19 protein-coding genes are annotated in these 25513 nt (G+C 41.1%); 5 read left to right on the plus strand and 14 right to left on the minus strand.

Annotation, left to right across the window (positions count from 1 at the left end; translation table 11 throughout):
• Nucleotides 1-210: 210 nt before the first annotated feature.
• From queA to ODU46_RS01240, 5 genes are all read left to right on the plus strand, one after another.
• Complete coding sequence (gene queA, locus ODU46_RS01220; RefSeq protein WP_044671593.1) at nt 211-1239, plus strand: tRNA preQ1(34) S-adenosylmethionine ribosyltransferase-isomerase QueA; 1029 nt, start codon at nt 211-213, stop codon at nt 1237-1239.
• 63 nt (nt 1240-1302) lie between these two features.
• On the plus strand, nt 1303-1776 hold the full coding sequence (locus ODU46_RS01225) for an arginine repressor (protein WP_002941715.1): 474 nt from the start codon (nt 1303-1305) through the stop codon (nt 1774-1776).
• A 228-nt stretch (nt 1777-2004) separates the two neighbouring features.
• Nucleotides 2005-2991: a hypothetical protein gene (locus ODU46_RS01230; protein ID WP_398579102.1), complete on the plus strand. Its 987-nt coding sequence runs from the start codon at nt 2005-2007 to the stop codon at nt 2989-2991.
• Nucleotides 2988-4649: an Hsp70 family protein gene (locus tag ODU46_RS01235; RefSeq protein ID WP_024411622.1), complete on the plus strand. Its 1662-nt coding sequence runs from the start codon at nt 2988-2990 to the stop codon at nt 4647-4649. The genes ODU46_RS01230 and ODU46_RS01235 overlap by 4 nt, the downstream gene beginning before the upstream one ends.
• A gap of 3 nt (nt 4650-4652) precedes the next feature.
• The gene (locus ODU46_RS01240; protein ID WP_398579104.1) at nt 4653-6173 is read left to right on the plus strand and encodes a hypothetical protein; all 1521 of its coding nucleotides are present in this window, start codon (nt 4653-4655) and stop codon (nt 6171-6173) included.
• 52 nt (nt 6174-6225) lie between these two features.
• Here ODU46_RS01240 and ODU46_RS01245 read toward each other — a convergent pair whose 3' ends face one another.
• The 14 genes from ODU46_RS01245 to asnS form a co-directional block, all read right to left on the minus strand.
• Nucleotides 6226-10506: a family 16 glycosylhydrolase gene (locus ODU46_RS01245; protein WP_398579105.1), complete on the minus strand. Its 4281-nt coding sequence runs from the start codon at nt 10504-10506 to the stop codon at nt 6226-6228.
• Nucleotides 10507-10876: 370 nt separating this feature from the next.
• Entirely contained in the window at nt 10877-12217 is a 1341-nt protein-coding gene (locus tag ODU46_RS01250; RefSeq protein ID WP_105119453.1) for a dipeptidase, read from the minus strand.
• 118 nt (nt 12218-12335) lie between these two features.
• Nucleotides 12336-13838: a YfcC family protein gene (locus ODU46_RS01255; protein ID WP_013730305.1), complete on the minus strand. Its 1503-nt coding sequence runs from the start codon at nt 13836-13838 to the stop codon at nt 12336-12338.
• Nucleotides 13839-14180: 342 nt separating this feature from the next.
• The gene (gene arcC, locus ODU46_RS01260; protein ID WP_024385497.1) at nt 14181-15128 is read right to left on the minus strand and encodes a carbamate kinase; all 948 of its coding nucleotides are present in this window, start codon (nt 15126-15128) and stop codon (nt 14181-14183) included.
• Nucleotides 15129-15442: 314 nt separating this feature from the next.
• A complete protein-coding gene (argF, locus tag ODU46_RS01265; RefSeq protein ID WP_011922164.1) occupies nt 15443-16456 on the minus strand; it encodes an ornithine carbamoyltransferase in 1014 nt (337 codons plus the stop codon).
• Between the two features lie 18 nt (nt 16457-16474).
• Nucleotides 16475-16915, minus strand: a complete 441-nt coding sequence (locus ODU46_RS01270; protein WP_105151202.1) for a GNAT family N-acetyltransferase — start codon at nt 16913-16915, stop codon at nt 16475-16477.
• A complete protein-coding gene (gene arcA, locus ODU46_RS01275; RefSeq protein WP_029744503.1) occupies nt 16915-18144 on the minus strand; it encodes an arginine deiminase in 1230 nt (409 codons plus the stop codon). Before arcA ends, ODU46_RS01270 begins: the two co-directional genes overlap by 1 nt.
• Nucleotides 18145-18405: 261 nt before the next feature.
• Nucleotides 18406-19101 carry a Crp/Fnr family transcriptional regulator gene (locus ODU46_RS01280; RefSeq protein WP_105147931.1) on the minus strand — a complete coding sequence of 232 codons (696 nt, stop codon included), beginning with the start codon at nt 19099-19101 and terminating at the stop codon, nt 18406-18408.
• Nucleotides 19102-19388: 287 nt separating this feature from the next.
• Complete coding sequence (gene whiA / locus ODU46_RS01285) at nt 19389-20306, minus strand: DNA-binding protein WhiA (RefSeq protein ID WP_029171851.1); 918 nt, start codon at nt 20304-20306, stop codon at nt 19389-19391.
• Nucleotides 20303-21277, minus strand: coding sequence for a YvcK family protein (locus ODU46_RS01290; protein WP_024400159.1), 975 nt, complete (start codon nt 21275-21277; stop codon nt 20303-20305). The genes whiA and ODU46_RS01290 overlap by 4 nt, the downstream gene beginning before the upstream one ends.
• On the minus strand, nt 21274-22161 hold the full coding sequence (gene rapZ / locus ODU46_RS01295; RefSeq protein ID WP_024412169.1) for an RNase adapter RapZ: 888 nt from the start codon (nt 22159-22161) through the stop codon (nt 21274-21276). Before rapZ ends, ODU46_RS01290 begins: the two co-directional genes overlap by 4 nt.
• Before the next feature lie 21 nt (nt 22162-22182).
• Nucleotides 22183-22560, minus strand: coding sequence for a RidA family protein (locus ODU46_RS01300; protein ID WP_029171852.1), 378 nt, complete (start codon nt 22558-22560; stop codon nt 22183-22185).
• A gap of 183 nt (nt 22561-22743) precedes the next feature.
• The gene (locus tag ODU46_RS01305) at nt 22744-24063 is read right to left on the minus strand and encodes an MATE family efflux transporter (RefSeq protein WP_398579106.1); all 1320 of its coding nucleotides are present in this window, start codon (nt 24061-24063) and stop codon (nt 22744-22746) included.
• A gap of 102 nt (nt 24064-24165) precedes the next feature.
• Nucleotides 24166-25512: an asparagine--tRNA ligase gene (gene asnS, locus ODU46_RS01310; RefSeq protein WP_205014481.1), complete on the minus strand. Its 1347-nt coding sequence runs from the start codon at nt 25510-25512 to the stop codon at nt 24166-24168.
• Nucleotide 25513: the final 1 nt, after the last annotated feature.

Consider the following 25513-nt stretch of genomic DNA (forward strand, 5'->3'; position numbering starts at 1 on the left):
AAGTGTCTAACTATGATATAATACATTTATGACAGATGTGCTTTTTTACTTATTTTTTATTGGTGTTCTGTTCTGCCTTACTGGCTATTTTATTTCTAAATCAAAGGTCCTAAAGTTTATTTTCTACCTGATTGGTAGTTTATTGGTGGCTTTGCCATTTGCCCTATTGATTTATTTTACCTATATTTTATTTTAGTCTAAGGAGTGAATATGAATACTGCAGATTTTGATTTTGATTTACCCGAAGAGCTTATCGCTCAAGTTCCCCTTGAAAAGCGCGACAGCTCTAAACTATTAATCCTCGACCGCGAAAAACGGAGCATGGTTGACAGTCACTTTGACCATATCATCGACCAGCTGAATCCCGGTGATGCTCTGGTCATGAACAATACACGTGTTCTGCCTGCCCGTCTCTATGGCTACAAGCCTGAAACTATGGGACATGTTGAGCTTTTGCTTTTGAAAAATACCCAAGGTGATCAGTGGGAAGTTCTTGCCAAACCAGCAAAACGTCTGAAAGTCGGTACCACAGTTGCCTTTGGTGACGGACGATTAACTGCTACTATCGTAGAAGAATTAGAACACGGTGGAAGAATTGTTGAATTCTCTTATGAAGGTATCTTCCTTGAAGTCTTGGAAAGCCTAGGCGAAATGCCACTTCCACCTTACATTCATGAAAAATTAGAAGACCGTGAACGCTATCAAACAGTTTATGCCAAGGAAAACGGTTCTGCCGCAGCTCCAACTGCTGGACTACATTTCACCCAAGAATTACTCAAAAAAATCGAAGCTAAAGGAGTGAAACTAGTCTATTTGACTCTTCACGTTGGGCTTGGGACCTTCCGACCAGTCTCTGTTGATAACGTTGATGAGCATGAAATGCACTCGGAATTCTATAACCTATCAGCTGAAGCTGCTCGAACACTCAATCAGGTCAAAGATAGCGGTGGGCGTATCGTCGCAGTCGGCACAACATCCATCCGCACCCTCGAAACCATCGGTAATAAATTTGATGGCCGTTTGGAAGCTGATTCTGGTTGGACAAATATCTTCATCAAACCTGGCTACACCTTCCGAATCGTTGATGCCTTCTCAACCAATTTCCACCTACCAAAATCTACTTTGGTTATGCTAGTTTCTGCCTTTGCAGGTAGAGAATTTACCTTAGATGCCTATAAACATGCTGTTGAAGAACGCTACCGCTTCTTTAGTTTTGGGGATGCAATGTTTATTCAATAGGCTGTTATCACCAAATTATTCTGAGTTCAGATTTTATTTTCCTTATATCTCAAGGAGGGCCCTATGAACAAGATTGAAAGTCGCCATCAGCTGATCCTGTCTCTAATCATGGAGAAGAAAATACATACTCAGCAGGAATTGCAAGAATTACTAGAGGTCAACGGAGTCTCCGTCACCCAATCTACCCTCTCCCGTGACATCAAGATGCTCAATCTTGTCAAAGTCAACGAAGATGATTCTTCTCACTATGTCATCAACCCCATCGCCCCTACTCGCTGGGAAAAACGACTGCGACTCTATATGGAAGATGCTCTGGTCATGCTAAAACCTATCCAACATCAAGTGGTTCTCAAGACCCTACCTGGATTGGCTAACTCATTCGGTTCTATTTTGGATGCCATGGAGATTCCTCAAATTGTAGCAACCGTCTGCGGTGACGATGTCTGTCTCATCATTTGTGAAGATGTCGAGGGGGCACAAGCTTGCTTCGAGCACTTGAAACAGTTTACTCCACCATTTTTCTTTAGTAAATTATAAGGCTGGGCTCAAGCCCAGGACCACTACTCAGAGTTCGTGTCAACATCTCAGCGCAGTGGTTGATTGGCAGATTTGTTCGTGTTTTACACTCCAAATCTGGCCTAATCAACTGTGCGGGGGGGTGGGAAGACGAACTCTTTTATCTTGGTCGAGTTCTTTCCCACTCCCATTAATTTTTCGCAACAAATATGCTATAATAAATTAAGTATCCATAAAGGAGTAATGAATATGAAAAGTTGTTGGCAAGAGTTGCAAATTGCTGCAACAACAGATCAACGTACTATAAAATTAGCATACGCTGAACGGATTAAAAAGGTCCATCCTGAAGAAGACCCCGAAGGTTTTAAACGCCTACAGCATGCTTATAAAGCAGCCTTACAATACGCTAAGCAAGCAAGACCAAAGCCAAAACAAACATTTACTGAGTTTGGAGAACAAAGTAACCTTGAAAATCAGCAGAGTGCGACATCGTTCGATTTCTTTGATGATCGCAACGAGAATAAAACTGAAGATATTTCTCATTCCACTTTTGATTTCTATACTTTCTCACATTCGGAAGAAATTCCCGAACAGGAAGCAAGCGAACAAACTATCGCTGCCAACAACCAACTATTTGAAAATACCAACTTTGTAGACAATATAAAAACTGCCTGCAAAAACTCCCCTTACTACCATCTTCTATATCAAATTTTACTTTCCGATGAATTCAATTTCCATATCAGAGATATAGAAATACAAAAGCAACTAATTGCTGAACTCAGTCAGCTTACTTTTTACGGGGAAGAATTTGAACGCAAAAAGGTCATTGAGCAGTGTGAACTACTGGGGTTAGATGAACTAGCTCTTTATCTATCACAAGATAAACAAAAGCAATTAGAAGATCAATTTAGTACCGATACAGAATCAATAGCACTAGCAGCAGAAGAGTATTTAGCAAAATTATTGTCTTCTCTCGAATTGGTAAGCGATTTTTATTTACTATTGAAAGCCTTTCGCAGTGATGACTTCCGCTATTTTGTAGCCAATGAACAATTCTGTAACAAACTAACAGCCCATCTTTTAAACTACTACTTCTTTGGCCCTTGGAAACACCGTATTGAACTTGTTCAACTCTGTCAAAATTATGGTTTAAATGAACTGGCTGGATACATTTATTGGATAGGATTAAATAATCCTGAGACTCAAAAAGGTTTATCAACGGAGAGATTAGTATGATTATTGGAATCGATTTAGGAACAACAAATTCACTAGTTGCAACATGGCGTAATAATAAGGTAGAACTCATTCCCAACAATTTGGGCGATTTCTTAACACCTTCTGTAGTCGGTTTATCTGACAACGGAGATATCATCGTAGGAAAATTTGCTAAAGAACGGTTGATGAGTCATCCTCATCTTACACAATCAAGATTCAAACGCCTAATGGGAACTGGGAAAAAATTGCCTCTAGGTGATCAGATGTATCTACCTGAGGAGCTTAGCGCCTTCATATTGAAAAAATTGATTGAAGATGCCGAAGAATTTCTAGGTGAAAAGGTTGATGAAATTATTGTCAGCGTCCCTGCCTATTTCAGCGATGATCAGCGCGCAGCAACAAAAATTGCTGGTCACTTAGCAGGTGTCAAAATTGAACGAATTATCAATGAACCATCTGCTGCCGCCCTTGCTCTCCACCACAGTCGAGAAGAAGATGCCACTTATATGATTATTGACTTCGGTGGGGGAACACTTGACATTTCAATTGTTGATGCTTTTGCCAATGTTATTGAAATCGTATCGGTTGCTGGAGAAAACCACTTAGGTGGGGAAGACTTCACTCAACAAATTGTTGAAGACTTCATCCAAAATCTTCCTTATAAAAAATCAGACTTGTCTGACGAGGTAATGGGATTTCTTTACCAGGAAGCTGAAAAAGCAAAATTAGCCCTCAATAAGGAAGATAGCGTTCGAATGTCTGTAAACATCAACGATAGTCTTCATGTGTATAAATTAACCAAGGAACGATATGTGGAGATTTGTCGTTTTCTCCTTGCAAAAATGAATGCCCCTATTCAAAATGCCCTACGAGATGCCCAGATACATGCTGAAGACTTGACCGATGTCATCCTAGTTGGCGGCTCAACTAAAATGAAACTCATTCAAGACTATCTAATTTTTCTGCTCAAACGTCCCATCTCCGTTAAAGTTGATCAGGATAAAGCCGTAGCTATGGGGTGTGGTATTGTAACAGGTATTAAAAAACGTGACAAGGGTATCAAAGATGTTGTGTTAACAGACATTTGTCCTTTTACATTAGGAACTGCCATTGTTGGAAATGTCTTCTCACCCATAATAGAAAGAAATACAACACTTCCTGCCTCCTACGTCGAACGCTACTGGACGAATGAATTAGGGCAGCAACATGTTCTATTTACCATTTATCAAGGAGAAAACTACCAAGCCGACACCAATCTTCTTCTCGGTTCCTTGGATATTCCAATCCCTGTAAATCATGAAGAACATGAAGCAATAGACTGCCGCTTCTCCTATGATATAAACGGTATTCTCGATGTAGATATTACCGTTCTTTCTACCGGAAAAGTGTACAACAAAACAATACTACGTGATCGACAACAGCTATCCGCCGAAGAAATATTGGAAAAAAGAGCAAAACTAGCTTCTTTGAAAATCCATCCTCGAGATAGTGAACATTACCAATTATTACGAGCACGCGCAGAACGTCTATTCCGGACCCTATTAGCCGAACAGCGTGATTATTTGATGAACTGTATTCAGCGATATGAAAAAGTAATTGAGACCCAAGATGCAAAACGCATCGCGAAAGCTAACAAAATATTTGAAAACCAGCTAGATGGACTAGAGGAAAGTTGGTAGGACATGCTAGATGTACACACTCTATTAACAACCTTAGCTTCTAGCACAAATCGCTCCTATGCACGCTGGAAGGCCCTACTATCATATCATCCAAGTCAGATGGCTTTGATACTCGAGCAATTGAACGAATCAATCCTTGATTCAATATATGATATTCGAGTCATACGACTCATTGAGCGACGAGCAAAATCTTGTCGTAAAGCAAGTAACAGAGCCTATCTTTTAGAATGGTGCAAAACGCGGCGAGCTCAATTCGAAAATAAAAATGATAACCGACTATTATTAGCACTATCAATATTTATTGGAATTGCGCAATTCTTATCTCTACTCACTTTGCTTATTTCTCTTACCTGTCTTACGGGAACTACAATTGAACTGGGAGATGAACAAATCAGCTTCCTTCTCAGCAATATTTGGGGTTCCTTCTTGACCTTGCGGGTCCTAAATCGTCTACAAAAAAGGAGATGCTCCTTAGACTACGAACCTGTATTTCAGAAGGATTTTAATAGGCATTTGTATATACTAGGAGGCATTATTGCTCTATGTATGATTCCTAGCTTTATAGGTGCATCTCTGGATATTTTTGAATACCATGTTTTTAGTCTTACCAGTATCTTTAGAGGATTTGCTTACGCCTTAGCTATCTACTTATTATTCCAAACTACTAAGACCGAGTTTATCCCATCTAAATCTCGTCATAATGTAACGACTATCTATCTGATACTATTTACACTATTCACTTACCTACTTAGTATTTTTGATTATGACTACCGCTTCCTTTTCTTTATTATTCTATGGAATCAGCTGAGTCTACTCTTTAACTATAAATACCTTGGTTCTCCCGAAGTTGAAGAGGTAGTGAAGCCATTACGTTACTTGAATAAGCGAGTACATCCGCTAATTAGCGGTACGTGTCTTTTATTAATCCATTATTCCATCCTGACAGGTTTTCCCATTCAATATGGCTTTTTAGGTCTAACATTCTTTATTGCCTTTATGACTTTCTTAGCCACTTATAACGCAAAACTTTCCCTAGGTGATAATCATTTAAAAGAAGCACTGCGAGATATTCCTAACTTTTACTTTGCAAATCAGATTATCTTTTACCGCCTTCAATACAAAAATAAACTTTCTTTTAAAATCGAAAGATTTCGCTGTGTTCCCAACTATTCCGAACAAAACATACAATCTTGGAACGAACTATATTTATTGATTACCTCTATTGAGCATAACGGTATCTACAAAACGCTATCCTCTCGATATTTCGCTCAAAAAATCCCTTTGTTTATAAATCATTTAAAGAAATGGCAAATTTCCTACTTAGTTGATGATTTAGAATCTCTCCTGCCAGTCCTACAACAAGGAGAAGAAATCGGATGGTCTAAACAAAACCTTAAAAAGTTCCTTTTACTGTATCAGCAGCAGTTACTTCGAGTTGATGATGCCTTTTTACAACAGTCAACACTCATCCAATGGCACCTTTATCAGGAATATCAAAGTTTTGAAGACGCTTTTAAGATATAATATAACACCATCCCAACTTAACTTCTGGGATGGTGTTATTTGTAAACAATACTTATTTACCGTCTGTTGCTTTCCTCCGACGACTAGCAGCTGCTAGGCCGATAAGTCCAAGAAGAGTGAATCCAAGACCATCTACTGCGCCTGTATTTGGCAATTCTTTCTTCTGAGAAGCTGCTTGCTTGGAATTTGACTGCTCACTGCTTGGTTTTGATACAAGGGATAAAGGCGTGACAGAGGGACCATAGTTTGGTGTCAGGTATCCCTTAAAGGCGGGACGTGGTTCTGCTTGGACACTTTTTCCCTTAGTGGTAATCAAAGGTAACTGCCCTACTGGTAAGGGCTCCGCTTTGACGCTATCTCCTTTTGCTGTCACTAATGGTGGCAGAGGAACTAACGCTTCACGCGCAGCTTTTACCTCTGCTAAATAACCATCTACAAATGCCTGGTTATTTTTACTGAGTTTCCAGTCAATCTTGTCTAAAACCTCTTTTAAGTTTGCTACGCTCTCTGGACTATAATCACTCAAATCAGCAGGAAGCTTACCAATTTCTTCGTGCAAATCAACATAATCAGCTAAAAAGTAAGTTGGATTCGCCATTACAAACTCGTACATGAGGCGATGAACAGAATCATAACTGTATTCTTTGCTTGGTTCATCTGCCCAGACAGCAACCATACTACCAATTACCGGTATCTCTGAGTTTTCATTTTTGTGAACAACTTCCAGTGGTGTTGATTCAATTCCACGCAGACCCTGATCAAGATTATACCATCCCCAACCTTCTGCTTCACGTCCAATAACATAGTACCAAGCATCATTGGTATTTAAAATCTTATGGCCTTTGTCAGCAAGAAACTTAGATGAGGCAACGTCATATCCTCCCCAGCCACCAGTCCAGAAAGAAGCAATAATGTCCTTGTCAAAAGTACCTGAACTAGTATCGTGGTTATAATAGATACCGTCATTGAAAGCCATTGGCTCTAGACCATGCTTCTTGACGATAGCTGCTAAATCATTGGCATATTGAATAAATTTGCCATAGTCTCCCTGAGATTGAAGGATGCGCCAGCCCGACGCATTTGTAGCATCATTTGCATATTCGTCCAGACCGATATTGAAAATTTTGGCCTTATCTGAAAAATATCCAGCATATTTATCAATTAATGCTTTGGTAAAAGCAATCGCTTCTTTGTTATTTAAGTCAACTGTTCGCGCAGAAGTTTTACCGTTGTAAGTAAATTTAGGAGATGGGATACCAAGCTCTTCCATGGCTTCTAAAATAGCATCCATGTGTCCCGGGCTATTTACAGCTGGAATCAAACGAACATTACTTGCCTTAGCATAAGCAATCAGTTCATCCATCTCTGCCTGGGTAAGATAATTTCCATTTGGATCATTGTAATAATGATTATTTCCATTGATAAGGGCCTGCTTCACCGCATCGCTGGTATAGGTCTTATCACCAACCGTCAATTCCATATCATCCAATAGGAATCGCATGCCATCATTACCCACCAATAGGTGCAAATCTGTATAACCATAATAAGAAGCCAAATCAACAATCTCTTTTAATTGGTCAACTGAGAAATATTTACGGCCAGCATCTAGAGAGAAAACTTTGGATAAACTTAATTTACGTTCGTCAACAATCGGTTTTTCTGGCTCTGCACTCGGGTCTGCAGCTACAAAGGTAACTTTTGCCAGTTGAACATCACTAGCAACCACTGCTTTTTCAGCTCCGCTTTCCAATTTATAGGATATACCTGATAATTCTGGAAAGACAATCTTGATATACTTGGTTCCTCTTCGGATGTCTCTAATATCAAATGTCGTACGTGCATAGGCTGGTGTCGCCTCTACAAAGTTATCAACTACGCTTGTTGTTTCCTTATTCCAAGATTTCCCATCAACAGATGAATAGACGGTAAAATCAATTGCCCCTTCAGCTGCTCCAACCAAGTGTTTACGAATAGATTTTCCTTCCTTGGCCCATGCCTTATCATTGTATACTGCATAATCTTCCAAGGTTTTATAATAAGTTGTAAGATGGACTGCTTTTGGATCATTCACCTTATAAATGAGTGCATTCTCACCTTGACCATCTGCATATAGACGACTTGTTTCGTAACGTGGTTGCCCTCCATAATAAAAGTTATTTTTATTTTCATACGCAGCCTGACCGTGTGAAACTGATACTAATTGACCACGTTTCTCACTTGGTTTAATTGTATAGTCACTAGCAGTTGCATCGTCTAGATTATCAAAGTAAACCTTATCTTGTCCTGCTTTTTGGTAAACACGTACCCAGTCAATCAGGTATTCACTATCTTGCTTGGTCATATTTTTGCTGTAGTCAACGTCACCAACCCAGCCATCACCAACTTGGGTTTCCAGTATTGGGAACATAGGGCGGGTGTGCATACCATCCCTATCCTTACCACGCATGGTTTGGAAAACAAATTTTCCATCAATATACCATTTGATAACATCTGGAGTCCACTCTACTTCATAGACATGGAATTCCTGACTCCAGGCCTCATAATTCTTAATCGGTACACCGTGAGATTCCTTATTTTTAGCTAGAATGCCAAAATGATTGGTTGTCCATGCCTCCCATGGATTTTGCCCTAGATATTCCAAAACATCAATTTCGTCATGCCCAGTCTCATCCTGTGCCAACATCCAAATAGCCGGCCAGATTCCCTTAGAGTCATTTACCTTAGCTCGAACAGCCATTCGACCAAATTGGAAAGAATATTTATCCTTAGATTCTAGACGGCCAGATGACCAGGTTACTTTTTCTGGCAATTTCGTATCATTATAGCGGTCCAAACCAACTGCTTTTATTAGCTCATCTGTCGTATTATGATTGGTAGTGCGAATAGATAAATAGCTCTTGTCTCCTTCTTTTTTAATAGAAACAGCTTTCCGATTGTAGATAGCTGCGTGGTTCCACATGCCATCAATAATCTGCCACTTGCTTTCGTCAATCTTATCTCCGTCAAATTCATCAGACCAGACTAAGGTATCGTAATCAGATTTTGGCGGAAGGTATTCAGGTGCGGCTTCATCATATGATTTTCCATGTCCCATAATTTGGATTTCTGAATAACGGAGTGCTTCTCCGTCAGCAGATTCCCCTGTAAATCGAACGTATCTTGCTTTAGAGCCTTTCGGAACCGCAATCGTCAAAATCTCCCCTTCATTCACAGAAAGATTGCTTGCTTGATAAACTGTTTTATAGGTGTTCCCTGCATTGTAATCATCATCTAAATCTACACGAAAATGAGAATAGGTCCCTGGAGCTAATTGAACCTTGATTTCCTCGATAGTGTAGACATTTTTAAATTCATACTGGAGATAGGCTCCCATGCCTTTTGATTCCTGAGTAGTATAATTCTCATCAAATTTGCCATCATTAATGGCTTCTGGATTGGTGGGAGCTTTTCCATAAAAATACGGCTTCTTCAATTCGGCAAGATTGACTAGCTCGGTCTGTGGATTTTCGTTTGTACTTCCGTCTGCTTCAACCTGCGCCAAGACTTCTATCTCGTTGAAGAGAACGCCATTACTATATCCCTTCCAGGAACTGTTTGTATTTTGGATATAATGCCCCCGTCCCCAAATACGCATATAACGTGCATCAAACGGTGACAGGAGTTGAATAACTTGTGGTTTCCCCTTGTTTGTTACTGTCTCTTCTACATCTGCCTGTTCGAAGATGACCCTCGTAGTTTCAGGAGAAAAGTCTGCGCTGGTGGACAACTCGACCTTAACATCTTTAAATGTAGAGATTGCATTTTCATAGGTATTACGGTAAATATTTACAGCATGGACAGGAACTTCCTTTTCAAAGTCATACTGAACATAGACATGATCCCACTGAGAATAGCCATTATCAGCACCTCCCGTTTCTTCACCTGCAATAATTTTTGTATTGTTGCTGGCATCATCTGAACTACCGTAAGCCACACCATCCGTTGCTTTCTCTGGATTTTTTATGGCAACCGAAGGAATGGTCGTCAATTCTGAAGCCATCAAGTGCTGACTGTTGGTAGTCGGCTCTTTTCCTTCTATCACATTTTTCTCAACTACCTTTGGTTCCTCCTGTTTTTCTTTTGGAGTTGAAGCTTCTATCTCAGTTAATGGAGTAGCTTCCACAAGTGGTTTTGCTTCAATAGTAGGGGGAACATCATTGTTGATTGCTACTGATTCTCCCGAAGACACTTCCTCTGCTGCAACGGTCTGTCCTGCCCATACCAAAAAACTGGTACAGATAAGAAGCTGACCAAGGATGACTTTTTTCGTAAACTTACTTGTTTCTTTTTTCATTATTTCCTCCTATAAAATCTGCAAGTTTATCCTACCTATAGCCAAAATAAAGCAGTTTGTAAACCTATTTAGTCTCGTATAAGACTCAAAATTCAGTTTACTGGTTGATGTGCGATCGCATTTCTGTCACAAATATAACATGTAAGCGTTTTATTGTAGAATAGTCTAACTTGACTTATTCTATATGCAGATGGGGTCTATTTCTAAAACAGCATATAATAAGTCACACTTTCATATATTTTTGTATACTTCTTGTAAATAGTGACACATTTCTATCTCATCTTTTTAATGATATTCTTCATAAGAAAAGCCCTTAGATATTTCACTAAGTGCTTTTAAACTGTAATTAAATATTCAATGCTGATAATGGCTATTCCGCAGCTAGGCGATAGACTGCCTCAGCATAAATATCCATTGTTTTATATAAGTCTGCTAATGGCATCCGTTCATTTTCCTGATGCTCTGTTTGTTCTGTATCTGGGAAACATGCACCAAAGGCCACACAGTTTGGCATAGTACGAGCAAAGGTAGCCCCACCTGACGAGATTGGCTCGCTTGTCAAATCTCCTGTCTTATCTTGATAAACAGACATGAGCGTAGATACCAGCTGGCTGTCTAATGGCACATACAAGGAAGCAAGGTAGTCGTACTCTTCATAGGTCAAGCCACATGATTGCGCTTTGGCTTGTAAAGTAGAAACTAGGGCTTCTTTATCCGCAGTGACAGGAATACGAATGTCCAAGCGAATTTCTGATTTTTTTGCGCTAATGGTTAGACCTGCAATATTGAAACTGAGTGTCCCTGATGGTTCATCAGTCACATCACCAAAAAGCTTAAATCCTGTGGCATCTTCACCAACTGCATTGACGATAAAGTCCAAGGCTGGATGGCTTTCGAAATGTTCCAAGGCCTTTGCCAAACGAACGATGGCATTGACCCCCTCGGCAGCATCCTTGGCGTGCCGAGAAATACCAAGAACCGTTACTTGATCATCTTTGGTTTCATAATCAAAGCCTAATTGATCTAATTCCGCAATAACTCCTGCTAATAAATGACCAGAATAGCTTGCCTTGGCAGGTACTACGTTATAGGCAGTTCCCGCTTCGATACTCAGACAAGGATGACCTGGACCATGCAATTTGGCCTGTAGCAATCCTTTTTCAGCATAAGTCAAAGGGAAGGAAGAATCTGGTGCAAAGCCCATAGTTGCCACTTCTTCCAACTGATTGTAGCGGTTCATACACCGCCATAAGGTCTCTTCATCTGTTCCAAAAATGAAACGAATCCGTTTGTTAAATTGGACTCCTGCATCAAGAAGTGCTTTTACTGCAAATAAGGCCGCCATCGAAGGACCTTTATCATCCTGAACCCCGCGTCCAATAATATAGTCTCCCTCTACCACAGCCTCAAAAGGTGGCGTCTGCCATTGACTAAGATCACCAGCAGGTACCACATCTAAGTGGCAAAGGATGGCTAATAATTCTTCGCCTTGCCCAATTTCAGCATAGCCATAATAGCCAGCAGGGTCTAAATAAGTTTTAAAACCCATTTTTTCTGTCAAAGCCAACGTGTGCTCCAGAACATCCTGAATCGCTTGACCAAATGGCGTATCTGCCTGATGTTCTTGCAAAACAGAAGGAAAAGCAACCAGTTCTTGGATGGCTTGAATACATGCCTCCTGATGCGATGACTGAATAAAACTTGTTCTCATTGTGTCCCCTTTCAACATAATAAGATATTATATATTTTATAGCACTATTCTATCATAAAAGGAAAAACTGAGCCAAATTTTATCTGTATTCGTGATAAAATCTGACCCAGAATTTCGATTAGAAGAATGTCGCAATGACCAAAATAGCTATGGAGGCAATCATGATGCCTACGATTAACTTACCTACAAATTTATACCAAGTACCAATTTCAACACGACCAAGTGCCAAGGCTCCCATTACAATACCTGATGTTGGAGCTACCAAGTTCAAGAGACCTGATGCAGCTTGGAAAGCTGTGATAACCAAGCTCGCTGGTACATTTACAAACTCACCAAGAGGTGCCATGATACCCATAGAAGCCCCTGCAAGACCTGATGAAGATGGAATCAAGAAGGACATTGGTAGGTAGAAGAGATAGGTCAAAATGATGAATACTTGTGAAGACAAACCTTGCAATCCTTCTTCGCCCATGTGGAGAATAGTGGCAGTAATCATACCATCGTTCATGATGACTTGAATACCACGCGCGATAGCACAAATCAAAGCTACGCTGAAAATATCAGCCGCACCGAACATGAAGGATTTTACCAAACGTTCTTCACTCATACCATAAACTAAACCAACTACAATCCCTGCGATACCAAAGAGCATTGCTCCTTCTGGGAAGTACCAAGTACCAAGAGCAGCTGTTGAAGAACCAATCACTTGACCGATGAATGGAAGACCAATCAACCAATCTTTAAATTGTGTAAAGATAGTCACACCCAAATCTTCCCATGGAATAAAGCTACAAATCATGAGAACAAATGTTAGTACAAATACCCAGAGAACACGTTTTTGAGCTGGTGATAATTCTGCATTCACTTCTTGAGTTGCTGTTACATTAAAGTGTTGCATATCTGCTTCACGCTGTTTGTAAACTAAGGACTTAGTCGGATCGTTTTTCACTTTCTCAGCATAGTTTGCTACAAAGAGAACCCCCATCAAGAGAATAACAACGAAGAAGACCAAGCGCCAAATCATACCGTCCGCAACACTTACACCTGCTGCATCAGAAGCTACAACCGTTGCAAATGGGTTTACAGTAGAAGCCAAACAGCCGATTTGAGAACCCAGCAAGATGATGGCTACACCAGTAATACTGTCAAAACCAACCGCCATCATAACAGGAACAAGGAGTGGGAAGAAAGCCATTGTTTCTTCACCCATACCATAGGTTGAGCCTCCCAAGGCAAACAAAGGCATGAGAATGTAAATCAACATTTTTTCACGACCTTTGAAGCGTTTTACAATAGAAGCAATCCCTACATCAAGTGCACCTGTTTCGTTAACTACACCAAGAAAGGCGCCAACCATGATGATGAAGAATGCTACGTTAATCGCTGCTTCAGTCGCACCATGACCAAGCATGGCACGAACTGGAGCCATAAAAACATCGTAAATCCCTTGTGGATTTTGAGCAACCTTCTCATAGGTACCAGCCACCAAACGTCCGGCTTCATCAACCTGATACTGACCTGCTGGAATAATCCATGTCATCACTGCCATAAAGGCAATAATGAGCATCAATATTGTATAAGACGAAGGCAATTTAAAGCCTTTTTTCACTTTTTCGCTCATCGCAAAAACCTCCTATAATATTTTAAAAGTTTATCCCCTATTTAAGGGAAATTGTATCCGTAATAACCGTATCAAATATCCACCTATCTTCAAGAGATGTCTATCTCCTTCAGTCTATTATCTGAAATCATTGCTTATAGATAGATACTTGATAGGAAATGGATGAAAGGGGAGGGAGCTTAGAAGCCCAGACCTTCATGTTTCGATTAAAGGGAACCCTTGTAGGACTATCAACACTTCCACTCCCCTAACTCCATCAATAAATAACCCGTCTAGTTTAAAAACTATATTTGCATGCAGAGTGCATCAATAAATAGAAGCCTCAACGATACATACAGCTACTTAACCTTTGACAATGATAGTGCCGCTATCGGATTCAATCAAAGCGCCTAAGTTTTCTAATGAGGTAATGACTGCTTTTGATTGCGGCTTATTGTTTACAAAAGCAATAGCTGCTTCAACTTTCGGTAGCATGGAACCTGGTGCGAATTGATTTTGTTTGATATATTCTTCCAATTCAGCTACGGTAACTGTTTCTAATTTTTCTTGGTCTGGTTTGTTGTAGTTAACAAAGACATAGTCTACACCTGTCAAGACGATAAACAAGTCTGCGTCAACCAATTCTGCCAAACATTGGGAAGCAAAGTCTTTATCAATAACTGCTTCCACACCGGTAAGAGTACCGTCTGCTTCTTGGACAACTGGAATACCTCCACCGCCAGCAGCTACGACAACTTCACCTGCATTGAGAAGGGTACGAATGGTACCAATTTCTTTGATTCCTACAGGTTTTGGCGAAGCAACGACTTTGCGCCAGCCACGACCGGCATCTTCTTTGAAGGTTGCACCTGTCTTTTCTGCTTCTGCTTTCGCTTCTTCTTCTGTATAGAATGGTCCAATCGGCTTGGTCAAATTTTCGAAGGCTGGATCATTCTTATCCACGATAACCTGGGTCACAACAGATGCTACATCTTTTTCAATGCCTTCCTTGATCAATTCATTTTCCAAGGCATTTTGCAACCAGAAACCAATCGAACCTTCTGTCATGGCTACCAAACTGTCTAGTGGAAAAGCTGGGTTCTTTTCCGAATCAGCAGCAAGGTTTTGAAGAAGTAAGTTTCCAACCTGAGGACCATTACCATGCGTGATAATAAGGTCATCCCCATTTTTTATCAATTTTACAAGGTGCTTGGCTGTTTGTACCAAGGCCTCTTTTTGTGCTTTAGCCGATGGGTCGGACGATAAAATGGCATTGCCACCCAAGGCTACTACAATTTTACGATTTGCCATATCTCTTGCTTTTTCCTCACTTTCGCGAAATAGTAATCGCTTACACATCTATCCTCAAAATAAGGGGGCTGGGTGCCAGCCCCCGGAGGTTGCGATGACTAGAGAATATACTCAATGAAAATCAAAATCAGACTTGCTCCAAAGGTTCGGGGAACCTTTGGAGGTTGGAAATAAAGCGAGCGAAGTTCGTTTCAACATATGAAGATAGAACTCCGTTCCTTTTATACTTCAAGGGAACAGGCTGAAAACCTCCACTGGAGCTTTTCAGTCATCAAATCGAGGCAACAACGTATGAGTTTGATTTTCGAAGAGTATTACACACGTGGAACAAATGGATCCCCTAAAGTAGCCGCCATCACCGCTTTAATTGTGTGCATACGGTTTTCAGCTTGGTCGAAGTGACGAGCATACTTGCTACGGAATACTTCGTCTGTTACTTCCATTTCTTCTACGCCGAATTTTTCAGCGACATCTTTACCATAAACAGTGTTTGTATCATGGAAGGCAGGCAAGCAGTGCAAGAAGATGAGATTTTCATTTTCTGCTTTTTTCACCAATTCCATATTCACTTGGTATGGTTTCAAGAGAGCAACACGTTCAGCGAATTTATCTTCTTCACCCATTGATACCCAAACGTCTGTATAGAGAACATCTGCGCCTTTGACTGCTTCGTCAGCATTGTCAGTAATGAGAACACGTGCTCCACTTTCTTTCGCAAAACCTTCAGCCAAGGCAACTACTTCTTCTTCTGGGAAGAGTTCTTTTGGAGAGAAGATATGGACATTGACACCAAGGATAGCGCCCGTTACCAAAAGTGAGTTAGCAACGTTGTTACGGCCATCACCACAATAAACCAAAGTCAATCCTTCCAACTTGCCAAAGTTTTCTTTGACAGTCAAGTAGTCAGCTAACATTTGAGTTGGGTGCCATGCATCTGTCAAACCATTCCATACTGGCACACCAGAGAATTCTGCCAATTCTTCCACCATTTTTTGACTGAAACCACGGAATTCAATACCGTCGAACATGCGTCCCAAAACTTTAGCAGTATCTTCTGTAGATTCTTTCTTACCAAGTTGGATGTCATTTGCACCAAGATATTCTGGATGGGCACCAAGGTCAATAGATGCTACTGTGAAGGCAGCACGAGTACGTGTTGATGTTTTTTCAAACAAGAGGGCAATATTTTTACCTTCCAAATAACGGTGTGGAATATTGCGTTTTTTCAAATCTTTCAAATGAGCTGAGAAATCAATCAACCATTCCAATTCTGCGCGTGTGAAATCTTTCTCTGCAAGGAAATGTCTGCCTTTAAATACGTTTGTCATTGTCTCTTCTCCTAATGTTTAAATAAATTTTGTCAATGTCTGGCACCATTCTCCATCTTCTTGATAAACTTCAGAAGTTGCTTGGTAGCCGACTGACTCATAAAAAGTCTTTGCAGTTAACTCCGAATGTATATCCAACTGATGAAAGCCTGTTTCACGTGCATAAGCTTCCAAAGAGCTGATAATCATTTTTCCATAGCCTTTTCCACGAAAATTCGGTAGAGTGGCTATTCGGGTTAGACGAGCTTGACCAGGACCGACAGGAAGAAAACGTCCCGTTGAAACAGGCTCCTCACCAATAAAGAGATTGGCGTAAACTCTTCCTTCCGTATCATTCTGGTCAAATTCATCTTCCTTTGCAATGCCACGCTCAAGAACAAATACCTTATAGCGGACATAGATAGAGGCTGCGCGTTGCCATTCTTCCGAACCGATAGATGTTCGTTCTATACTTGGCATTAGATGTCTTCCCGTTCAAACGGCATTGACATACAACGAGGTCCACCACGACCGCGAACCAATTCGCTTCCGCCAATCTTAATCAAACGAAGCCCTTTGGACTCGAGGATTGCATTGGTAATCGTATTGCGTTTGTAAACAACTACCACACCTGGTGCAATGGTCAATGTATTTGAACCATCATTCCATTGCTCACGACCAGCAGCAACCATATCACCGCCACCACAACGGATCAATTCTACTTTTTCAAGACCAAGGTTCGCAGCCAAAAGTTCTGCCAAGTCACCATGTTCTTCTTCAATATGAAGCGTATCATTTTCATAGGTTACAGAGAAGACGCGAAGGTCACCTTCAATTTCTGGGTGAATAGTAAACTTATCATAGTCAACCATGGTAAATACCGTATCCAAATGCATGAATTTACGGTTGTTAGCAAATTCGAATGCCAATACTTTCTTGAAGCCAACATGCTGTTCAAAGATATTTACCAATAGTTTTTCAATTGATGCAGCATCGGTACGTTGTGAAATACCTACTGCCAAAACATCTTTTGAAAGAACCAATTCGTCCCCACCCTCGATACGAGTAGTTTCTTCACGATTGTAAACCAATGGAACTTTTCCACCATATTCTGGGTGATGAGTGAAGATATATTTACCATACAAGGTTTCACGGTTCCGTGTTTCTGAATACATGTGGTTAAGAGAAACAGCATTACCAATCGTAGCAAATGGATCCCGTGTGAAGTAAAGGTTTGGCATTGGGTCTATTGCAAATGGGTAAGAGGATTCAACCAAATCTGTCAAACCTTTTTCTTCAGAAGGGATTTCTGGCAATTCTGCCTTTTGAACACCGGCCATCGTTTTCTCAACCAGTTCTTGATTATCTTCAATAGACAACAACAACTTGCGAATTGCCTTCTTAGTCGCCCGACCACGAATGTTAGCTTCTTCGAGATATTCATCAATAAATTGTTCACGAATTTCAGGTGTAACAAGTGACTCAGCAGCTAATTTTTCCAAGTAGAGCACTTCTACCCCCTCATCACGAAGAGCTTGAGCAAAAGCATCATGCTCTTTCTGTGCATCTTCTAAGAATGGAATATCATCGAAAAGTAGGCGTTCTAGGTAGTCAGGCATCAGGTTTTCAATTTCCTTACCTGGTCTGTGTAACATAACTTTTTTCAGCTTACCAATTTCTGAAAAAACATGAATTGGATGGTTTGACATGATCTGTCCTCCTTGTAGATTTATACATGATGGGAAACGAGGAGGACCGTACGCTTTCCTGCCTCTCATTTCCTCTTTACATCCATAGTTTAACAGAGGAAAAAAACAAAAACTTGAAAACGCTCACATTTATTTTGAGAAATTCTTCACATTTTTAACCTTATATATAAATAATTATCGATTATATCACCTATATTCTGCATAATTCTTTCCGTTATATCATTATATGAATTTTTATTTTTTTATAAAAAAACAGAAACTTCAATGAGTTTCTGTCAAATTTTCTAAGAAATAATGAATATCTAAATAAGTTAACTGTTTATGGCTATAAGCAATTTTACCATCCTGTTTCAGTTGCTTCAAAACATGGCTAACCGTTTCCCGTGTCGTAGCGGCTAAACGCGAAATCTCTTGAATATGAATTTCAAATGGCAAGGTAGCAAACTGATCGCGCTGGCACATATCCCAATAAAGAAGAGCCAAGGCTTGAACGACTCGATCTGATGCCTTGGAACGCATCGCATTTCGCAAGCGCAACTCTTGAAAACGAAGCACTTTGGATAATTTTTGACAGATATAAGTCATTTGACTAGGATTTATCTTCGACAAGGTTTCAAACAAGACCATCGGCACAATAAAATACTCTAGGTCCGTTATGGCAATGGCAGTATAATGATAAGGTTTGTCCTGAAACATATCTCCAAAAGGAAAGGCACCGCCCTGCCGAATATAGTCTAAATACGTAAAACTATCCGTCTCATCATATTGCTCAATCCGAGCATAGCCCTTATACAATACAAATAGATAATCTCTAGGATCCTCTGCGTAAAAAAAGATTTGTCCCTTAGGAATCTTTCGAAAACGAATATGCTTAGCTAATTGATCAAAGCTATCACGTGTCAAACGTTCAAAAGTTGGATGTGCCCTTAGATAATCATATTGTTCGTTGCTTATCATCAAAACTCCTTTCTAGCTAAAGTATCCTTCTATCTATTTTAACATATATTAATGTTCTATGCTAATCATTACTGAAAAATTCATAAAACAGGATCATTCCAGTGAAGAAGATTGCTATCACAGCATACAAAAAACTGGTCCTCTCGAACCAGTCTTAATATCGTCGAATGAATGAATTAACTTTCAGACAAGGAACTGAGGTGCAAGCAATACTAGAGTACGGCAAGCCGAAAGTAACGATGTATCAAAGTTAATTCAAAAGACTATAGCATTCTATGTATACCTATCTATTCAGTCAATTCATCCGCAATCTTATTGATTTTCCGCAAACGATGGTTGACACCACTTTTAGTGATCGGTACCGTTAGACTATCCGCCAATTGCTGAATGGAATAGTCTGGATGCTGAATTCGCAACTGGGCAATCTCCTGCAAGTCACCTGACAACTGATCTAGACCGATAGTATCCATAATTTTGATAATATTATTAATTGTTTTCATACTAGCATTGACCGTCTTTGCAATGTTAGCAGCTTCCGCATTGGTAGCTCGATTTAGATCATTGCGAGCCTCACGAAGCAATTTAACATTCTCAAATTCTGTCTTTGCCTCTTCTGCTCCAATCACCAAAAGAAAATCCATAATGTCCTCTGCACGTTGCAGATAGGTAATGGTTCCCTTGCTTCGCTCAATGACTTTGGCGTCCAAAAGAAATTTCTGCATCAGATTGGCCAGGTCATTGGCATGGTCACTATAGACAGAAGCTATTTCAAGCTGGTATTTTCCTTTTTCAGGATCTTTAACAGAGCCTGCCGCTAAAAATGCTCCACGAAGATAGGCTTGACTCCATGAATCATTTTCCAAAACCAAGGGGGAAATCCCCGTCTCTAATCCAAAGAAGCTATCAGCCAAATACAAATCATTCAATATCTCATTCACGCCGTCTTCTATCAAAACTGCATACACACGATTCTTTTTGAGATTAGGTTTTTGATGATGGCGAATCTCAGCCTTAATCTGGTAGAAATGAAGTAACAGTTCATAAATGTGACGGGCAATCTTTGCATTTTCCGTACTGATAGAAAGAGTCAAACCTGATGAAGCTAAGCCCAAACTGCCTGATAATTTGATAATAGCAGATAGCTCGCTCTTATTTTGGCTAGACTGAAGCAGCAATTCTTCCTTTACTTGTACTGTAAAACTCATGACCGCACCTGCAAAATCTTGAGCAACTCTTCTACCACCAAGTCACCATCATGGAAAGCTCCGCCATTTTCCAAACGAAGAAAATTCGAAGAAATCACACGATTAGCCTGTTTTTGCAAACCTGCAAAATCGTGTTTTACCTGTACCAAGTATTCATCAAACTGATTGCTATTCATATACTCTTGTGGAACTGGTTCAATATTGACCAAAACTGTATCAATGAATTGTTCAGCTAGGTGGGCATTGAGAACCGCCACATGGTCCGCATCTGAGAAAAACTCAGTCTCTCCCCGTTGGGTCATAATGTTACACACATAGGTCACTTCAGCCTTGGTTTCTTTTAGGGCTTTGCCAATGTCAGAAATCATCAGATTCGGCAAGATCGAGGTAAAAAGAGAACCCGGTCCAAGTACAATCATGTCACTTTCCATAATCGTTTCAACTACTTGGCGACTGGCTTTTGGTTCATCATCGTTATAAGAATTTGTCACATAGACATGATCAATCATCCCATTATGCTTGGAAATCTTGCTCTCACCTGCTACCTCAGTCCCGTCTGTAAAAATAGCATGAAGGGTCAAGGCCTGTTCGCTAGATGGATAAATCCGCCCTGTCGTATGGAAAAAGCGTGTCAACAACCTCATTGCATTGTAGGTTGAACCCTGCATTTCTGAAATACCAGCAATGATGAGATTGCCTAGCGGATGACCAGCCAAGGGACCATCTGAATCCGCAAAACGATACTGGAAAATTTGTTCATAAAGTTTGGGCATATCCGACATAGCCAAAAGGACATTACGCAAATCACCTGGAGGGGTCACCTGCAAAGCCTGACGAATTTCCCCCGAAGATCCTCCGTCATCAGCTACCGTCACGATAGCGGTAATCTCTACATCCTTATCCCGCAAACTCTTCAAGATGACTGGAATACCAGTCCCGCCCCCGATAACTGTAATCTTTGGTTTTCTCATGAGCGGTTGACCGTCTCCTTCCGTCTGTCCTTATCACGATGACTACGATTGACATTCCAATTTTTCTCTAAATCGTCTGCCAAACGTTTAGCAAAGGCTACGCTTCTATGCTGACCACCCGTACATCCAACGGCAATCGTTAGAACTGATTTTCCTTCCTTCTGATAACCAGGAAGAATCGGTTCTATCAAGCCGAGCAAATGACTATAAAACTCTTCCGATTCTTGATGCTCCATGACATAGTCAAAGACAGGCTGATCTAGTCCTGTAAGATTCCGCAACTCTAACTTGTAGTAGGGATTTGGTAGGAACCGAACGTCAAAAACCAAGTCTGCATCCAGAGGTAGCCCATATTTGAAACCAAAGGACATCACTTCTATGCGAAACGACGGTTGATTATCTTGACTAGCAAACTGCTCCGAGATTTCCTTACGCAGATTACGAGGAGTCAGCTCTGTCGTATCAATAACATTTTGACTCATATTTTTCAAGGGAGCCAAAAGTTCACGTTCTAGCTGAATCCCGTCCAAAACACGACCATCAGCCGCCAAAGGATGGGAACGACGAGTTTCTTTATAGCGAGCAACCAATTCACTATCCGTTGCATCCAAGAATAGGACTTTAAAATCTAAATCCTCTGCTCCCTCAATCTCATCCAACACCTCTCGAATCTCCGAGAAGAAGGAGCGACTCCGCATATCTACAACAAGAGCAATTTTATTGTTATCCTGGCTATGGCGAATCAACTCTAAAAACTTTGGCAAGAGAGTCGGTGGCATATTATCAATGGTAAAATAACCCAAGTCTTCAAAAGACTGAATGGCTACCGTCTTACCAGCTCCAGACATCCCTGTCACAATCACTAAATGGAGTTTGTCCGACATGACATTCCCTCCTTTTCTCTTCTAATCAATAACTGCAATAACTTCAATCTCAACCTTAACATCACGTGGCAAGCGAGCAACTTCCACCGCTGAACGAGCTGGAAAATCTGCTGAGAAAGCTGTTTTATAAACTTCATTAAAGGCTACAAAATCATTCATATCTTTTAGGAAACAAGTCGTCTTCACCACATGGTCAAAGTCTGTTCCCGCTTCTGTTAAAATTGCTGCGATATTTTTCAAGACTTGCTCAGTCTGCTCCTGAATGGTTTCACCAACCACTTCACCAGTTTCAGGTGACAAAGGAACTTGACCAGAGGCAAAGAGGAAATTTCCAACAACCTTCCCTTGAACGTATGGGCCAATTGCTGCAGGTGCCTTATCTGTGTGAATGGTTTTCATATCTCTATCTCCTTTTAATTTTTTATATCTATTATAGCACAAGTTCTGTATAAAACAGCTCACCTACTACTATCCTACACCTATTTTCTTTTATAAAAAAGGAATTGAGATAGTATCATCAACATGAAATAAGGCAATATATAATCTATTTCTAAAACTACCTGCTTATACCAAAAAACTAGCCTATTCAGCCAGTTTTCTTGTTTTCACTGTAAATCTCCAAGTCAGAAAAATCGCTCGCAAGAGCAGGTCAATCAAAATCGACAGCCAGACGCCGGCAATTCCTAAACCGAACATCTGACCTAAGACGATAACACCTACGACGCGCAGCCCCCACATCCCTATCACTGTGGAGTAGAGTGGCGACTTGGTATCCCCCAAGCCCTGCAGAGCGCCAGCCATGATCAAAGAAACTGCAAGGCCTGGCTGGTTGAAAGCATCGATCCGTAAGGCTGTGACGACTTGACGGACGGCTTCTAGGTCTTTGGTAAATAGCAAAGCAAAACTTGGAGCTCCGACAAACAAGACGACTCCCAGCAGGGACATGATGGCTACTCCATAGGCAGAGCTGAGAAAGGCGACTCGTCTAACTGTGAGGATGTCCCTCTTTCCCAAGGCTTGACCAATCAAAACCGCTGCCGCTGTCGCAAGACCATAGGCTGGCATATAGGTAAAACTCTCGATATTGCCTGCAATCATGTGAGAAGCATAGACAGTCGTGCCCAGCCCCACAATCAAGCTGAAATAGACCACCTGTCCCAACCGCATAACCAAGCGTTCGGCTGCTGCAGGTAGGGTCAAATCCACCATTTCCTTAGGACTTCCGAAATGGAACAATTGTTTGAGATCAACTGCCAAGTCAGTCTGTTGTACCTTTCGGTAAAGCAAGACAGTACCAAGCAAGCGAGCTAAGACGGTTCCCAAGGCCGTTCCTACAATCCCCAAACCTGACCAAGAGCCAATACCAAAAATCAAGAAATAGTCCAAGACCACATTAAAACCATTGGTCAGTAAGCTCATTTTCATAGGAGATACTGTATCCCCAGATGCCCACAGGATTGTTCCCAAAATGGTCATCAGAGCTTGGAAAATCGTCAGGCCACCAACCCAGTAGAAAAATGCCTGGGCGCCAGCCAAACTCTCCGCATCTGCTCCCATCAAAACCAGCATCTGCCTCCCGAAAATAAGGGATAGTAAACCCAATAGCAGACCTACACCTACTGAAAGTACTAAAGCCTGACGTACCTGATAGGCGACCGCTTCCTTGTCACCCGCACCAATGGACCGAGCAATCAAAGCCGTTGCCCCAACTCCCAAAGCGATGTACACCGCCAAATAGACATTCAAAATCGTATTGGCAAGACCAACTGCCGTCACCGCTACCAGACCCAGCTGTGCAATCAAGAGGGTATCCACAAAACCAACTAAGGTCTGAAAGATATTTTCCACCGTCGCAGGAAAGGCCAATCGAATAATCTCTTTTCTCGAACTGCTCTCTTTCATAACTATTCCACCCTATTATTTAGAATAATTATAAATAAAATCCAGTGAAAAAGCAAGAAAACAGACCACATTTGTAGTCTGTCTGTATATCTATTGATTTGCTTACGGATGCAAGCGGTGCAACATACGTGGGAACGGAATGGCTTCACGGATGTGTTTTGTACCAGCAACGAAGGTTACCATACGTTCAATACCGATACCGAAACCACCGTGTGGCACAGAGCCGTATTTACGAAGGTCAAGGTAGAATTCGTATTCTGACTTGTCCATGCCGAGTTCATCCATTTTAGCCACCAAGGCATCGTAGTTGTCCTCACGCATAGAACCACCGATGATTTCACCGTAGCCTTCTGGCGCCAAAAGGTCCGCACAGAGCACGCGCTCTGGATTACCAGGAACTGGTTTCATGTAGAAGGCCTTGAAGCTTGCTGGATAGTTAACAACGAAAGTCGGTACACCAAAGTAGTTTGAAATCCAAGTTTCATGTGGCGAACCAAAATCATCCCCATGCTCGATGTGTTCGTAGTCCGTATCTTCATCAGCCTCATGCTCTTGCAAAAGGGTAATGGCATCATCATAAGCCACACGTTTAAATGGTTCTGCAATATAGCGTTTGAGAGCATCCACATCACGCTCAAGAGTTTCCAAGGCTTGTGGAGCACGGTCGATAACACCTTGAATCAAGGCTTTGACATAAGCTTCTTGCAAATCAAGTGACTCTTCATGGCTGAGGAAAGAATACTCGGCATCCATCATCCAGAACTCTGTCAAGTGACGACGAGTTTTTGATTTTTCCGCACGGAAAACAGGACCGAAGTCGAAAACACGACCAAGGGCCATAGCACCAGCTTCCAGGTAAAGCTGACCTGATTGACTGAGATAAGCTGATTGACCAAAGTAGTCTGTTTCGAATAATTCTGTTGAATCTTCTGCCGCATTTCCAGACAAGATCGGGCTATCAAACTTGATAAAGCCATTCTTTTCAAAGAATTCATAAGTCGCATAGATGATGGCGTTACGGATTTGCTGGATAGCGACCTGTTTACGAGAACGCAACCAGAGGTGACGGTTGTCCATAAGGAAGTCCGTACCGTGTTCCTTTGGTGTAATTGGGTAATCTTGTGACTCACCGATGACTTCAAGGTCTGTCACATCCAACTCATAGCCAAACTTAGAACGCTCATCTTCCTTGACAATCCCTGTCACATAGACAGACGTTTCTTGGCTGAGACGTTTTGCTACATCGAACTTCTCCGCACCTGCTTCTTCGCCAAATTTTTCAATAAAGTTTGGCTTGAAAGCAACAGCTTGGAAGAAGGCTGTTCCGTCACGCAACTGCAGGAAGGCTAACTTGCCCTTGCCTGATTTGTTGGCAACCCAGGCACCAATGGTCACTTCTTGACCGACATAATCTTTTACTTGGTTAATGGTAATCAATTTTCTAGACATT

It is taken from the genome of Streptococcus sp. 2020WUSS089, assembly GCF_044427405.1.
Lineage (GTDB): Bacteria > Bacillota > Bacilli > Lactobacillales > Streptococcaceae > Streptococcus > Streptococcus hashimotonensis.

What these genes read in the sequence shown, in the direction of transcription:
- queA (WP_044671593.1), top strand. Translation starts at nt 211, where the DNA reads ATGAATACTGCAGATTTTGATTTTGATTTACCCGAAGAGCTTATCGCT.
- ODU46_RS01225 (WP_002941715.1), top strand. Translation starts at nt 1,303, where the DNA reads ATGAACAAGATTGAAAGTCGCCATCAGCTGATCCTGTCTCTAATCATG.
- ODU46_RS01230 (WP_398579102.1), top strand. Translation starts at nt 2,005, where the DNA reads ATGAAAAGTTGTTGGCAAGAGTTGCAAATTGCTGCAACAACAGATCAA.
- ODU46_RS01235 (WP_024411622.1), top strand. Translation starts at nt 2,988, where the DNA reads ATGATTATTGGAATCGATTTAGGAACAACAAATTCACTAGTTGCAACA.
- ODU46_RS01240 (WP_398579104.1), top strand. Translation starts at nt 4,653, where the DNA reads ATGCTAGATGTACACACTCTATTAACAACCTTAGCTTCTAGCACAAAT.
- ODU46_RS01245 (WP_398579105.1), bottom strand. Translation starts at nt 10,506, where the DNA reads ATGAAAAAAGAAACAAGTAAGTTTACGAAAAAAGTCATCCTTGGTCAG.
- ODU46_RS01250 (WP_105119453.1), bottom strand. Translation starts at nt 12,217, where the DNA reads ATGAGAACAAGTTTTATTCAGTCATCGCATCAGGAGGCATGTATTCAA.
- ODU46_RS01255 (WP_013730305.1), bottom strand. Translation starts at nt 13,838, where the DNA reads ATGAGCGAAAAAGTGAAAAAAGGCTTTAAATTGCCTTCGTCTTATACA.
- arcC (WP_024385497.1), bottom strand. Translation starts at nt 15,128, where the DNA reads ATGGCAAATCGTAAAATTGTAGTAGCCTTGGGTGGCAATGCCATTTTA.
- argF (WP_011922164.1), bottom strand. Translation starts at nt 16,456, where the DNA reads ATGACAAACGTATTTAAAGGCAGACATTTCCTTGCAGAGAAAGATTTC.
- ODU46_RS01270 (WP_105151202.1), bottom strand. Translation starts at nt 16,915, where the DNA reads ATGCCAAGTATAGAACGAACATCTATCGGTTCGGAAGAATGGCAACGC.
- arcA (WP_029744503.1), bottom strand. Translation starts at nt 18,144, where the DNA reads ATGTCAAACCATCCAATTCATGTTTTTTCAGAAATTGGTAAGCTGAAA.
- ODU46_RS01280 (WP_105147931.1), bottom strand. Translation starts at nt 19,101, where the DNA reads ATGATAAGCAACGAACAATATGATTATCTAAGGGCACATCCAACTTTT.
- whiA (WP_029171851.1), bottom strand. Translation starts at nt 20,306, where the DNA reads ATGAGTTTTACAGTACAAGTAAAGGAAGAATTGCTGCTTCAGTCTAGC.
- ODU46_RS01290 (WP_024400159.1), bottom strand. Translation starts at nt 21,277, where the DNA reads ATGAGAAAACCAAAGATTACAGTTATCGGGGGCGGGACTGGTATTCCA.
- rapZ (WP_024412169.1), bottom strand. Translation starts at nt 22,161, where the DNA reads ATGTCGGACAAACTCCATTTAGTGATTGTGACAGGGATGTCTGGAGCT.
- ODU46_RS01300 (WP_029171852.1), bottom strand. Translation starts at nt 22,560, where the DNA reads ATGAAAACCATTCACACAGATAAGGCACCTGCAGCAATTGGCCCATAC.
- ODU46_RS01305 (WP_398579106.1), bottom strand. Translation starts at nt 24,063, where the DNA reads ATGAAAGAGAGCAGTTCGAGAAAAGAGATTATTCGATTGGCCTTTCCT.
- asnS (WP_205014481.1), bottom strand. Translation starts at nt 25,512, where the DNA reads ATGTCTAGAAAATTGATTACCATTAACCAAGTAAAAGATTATGTCGGT.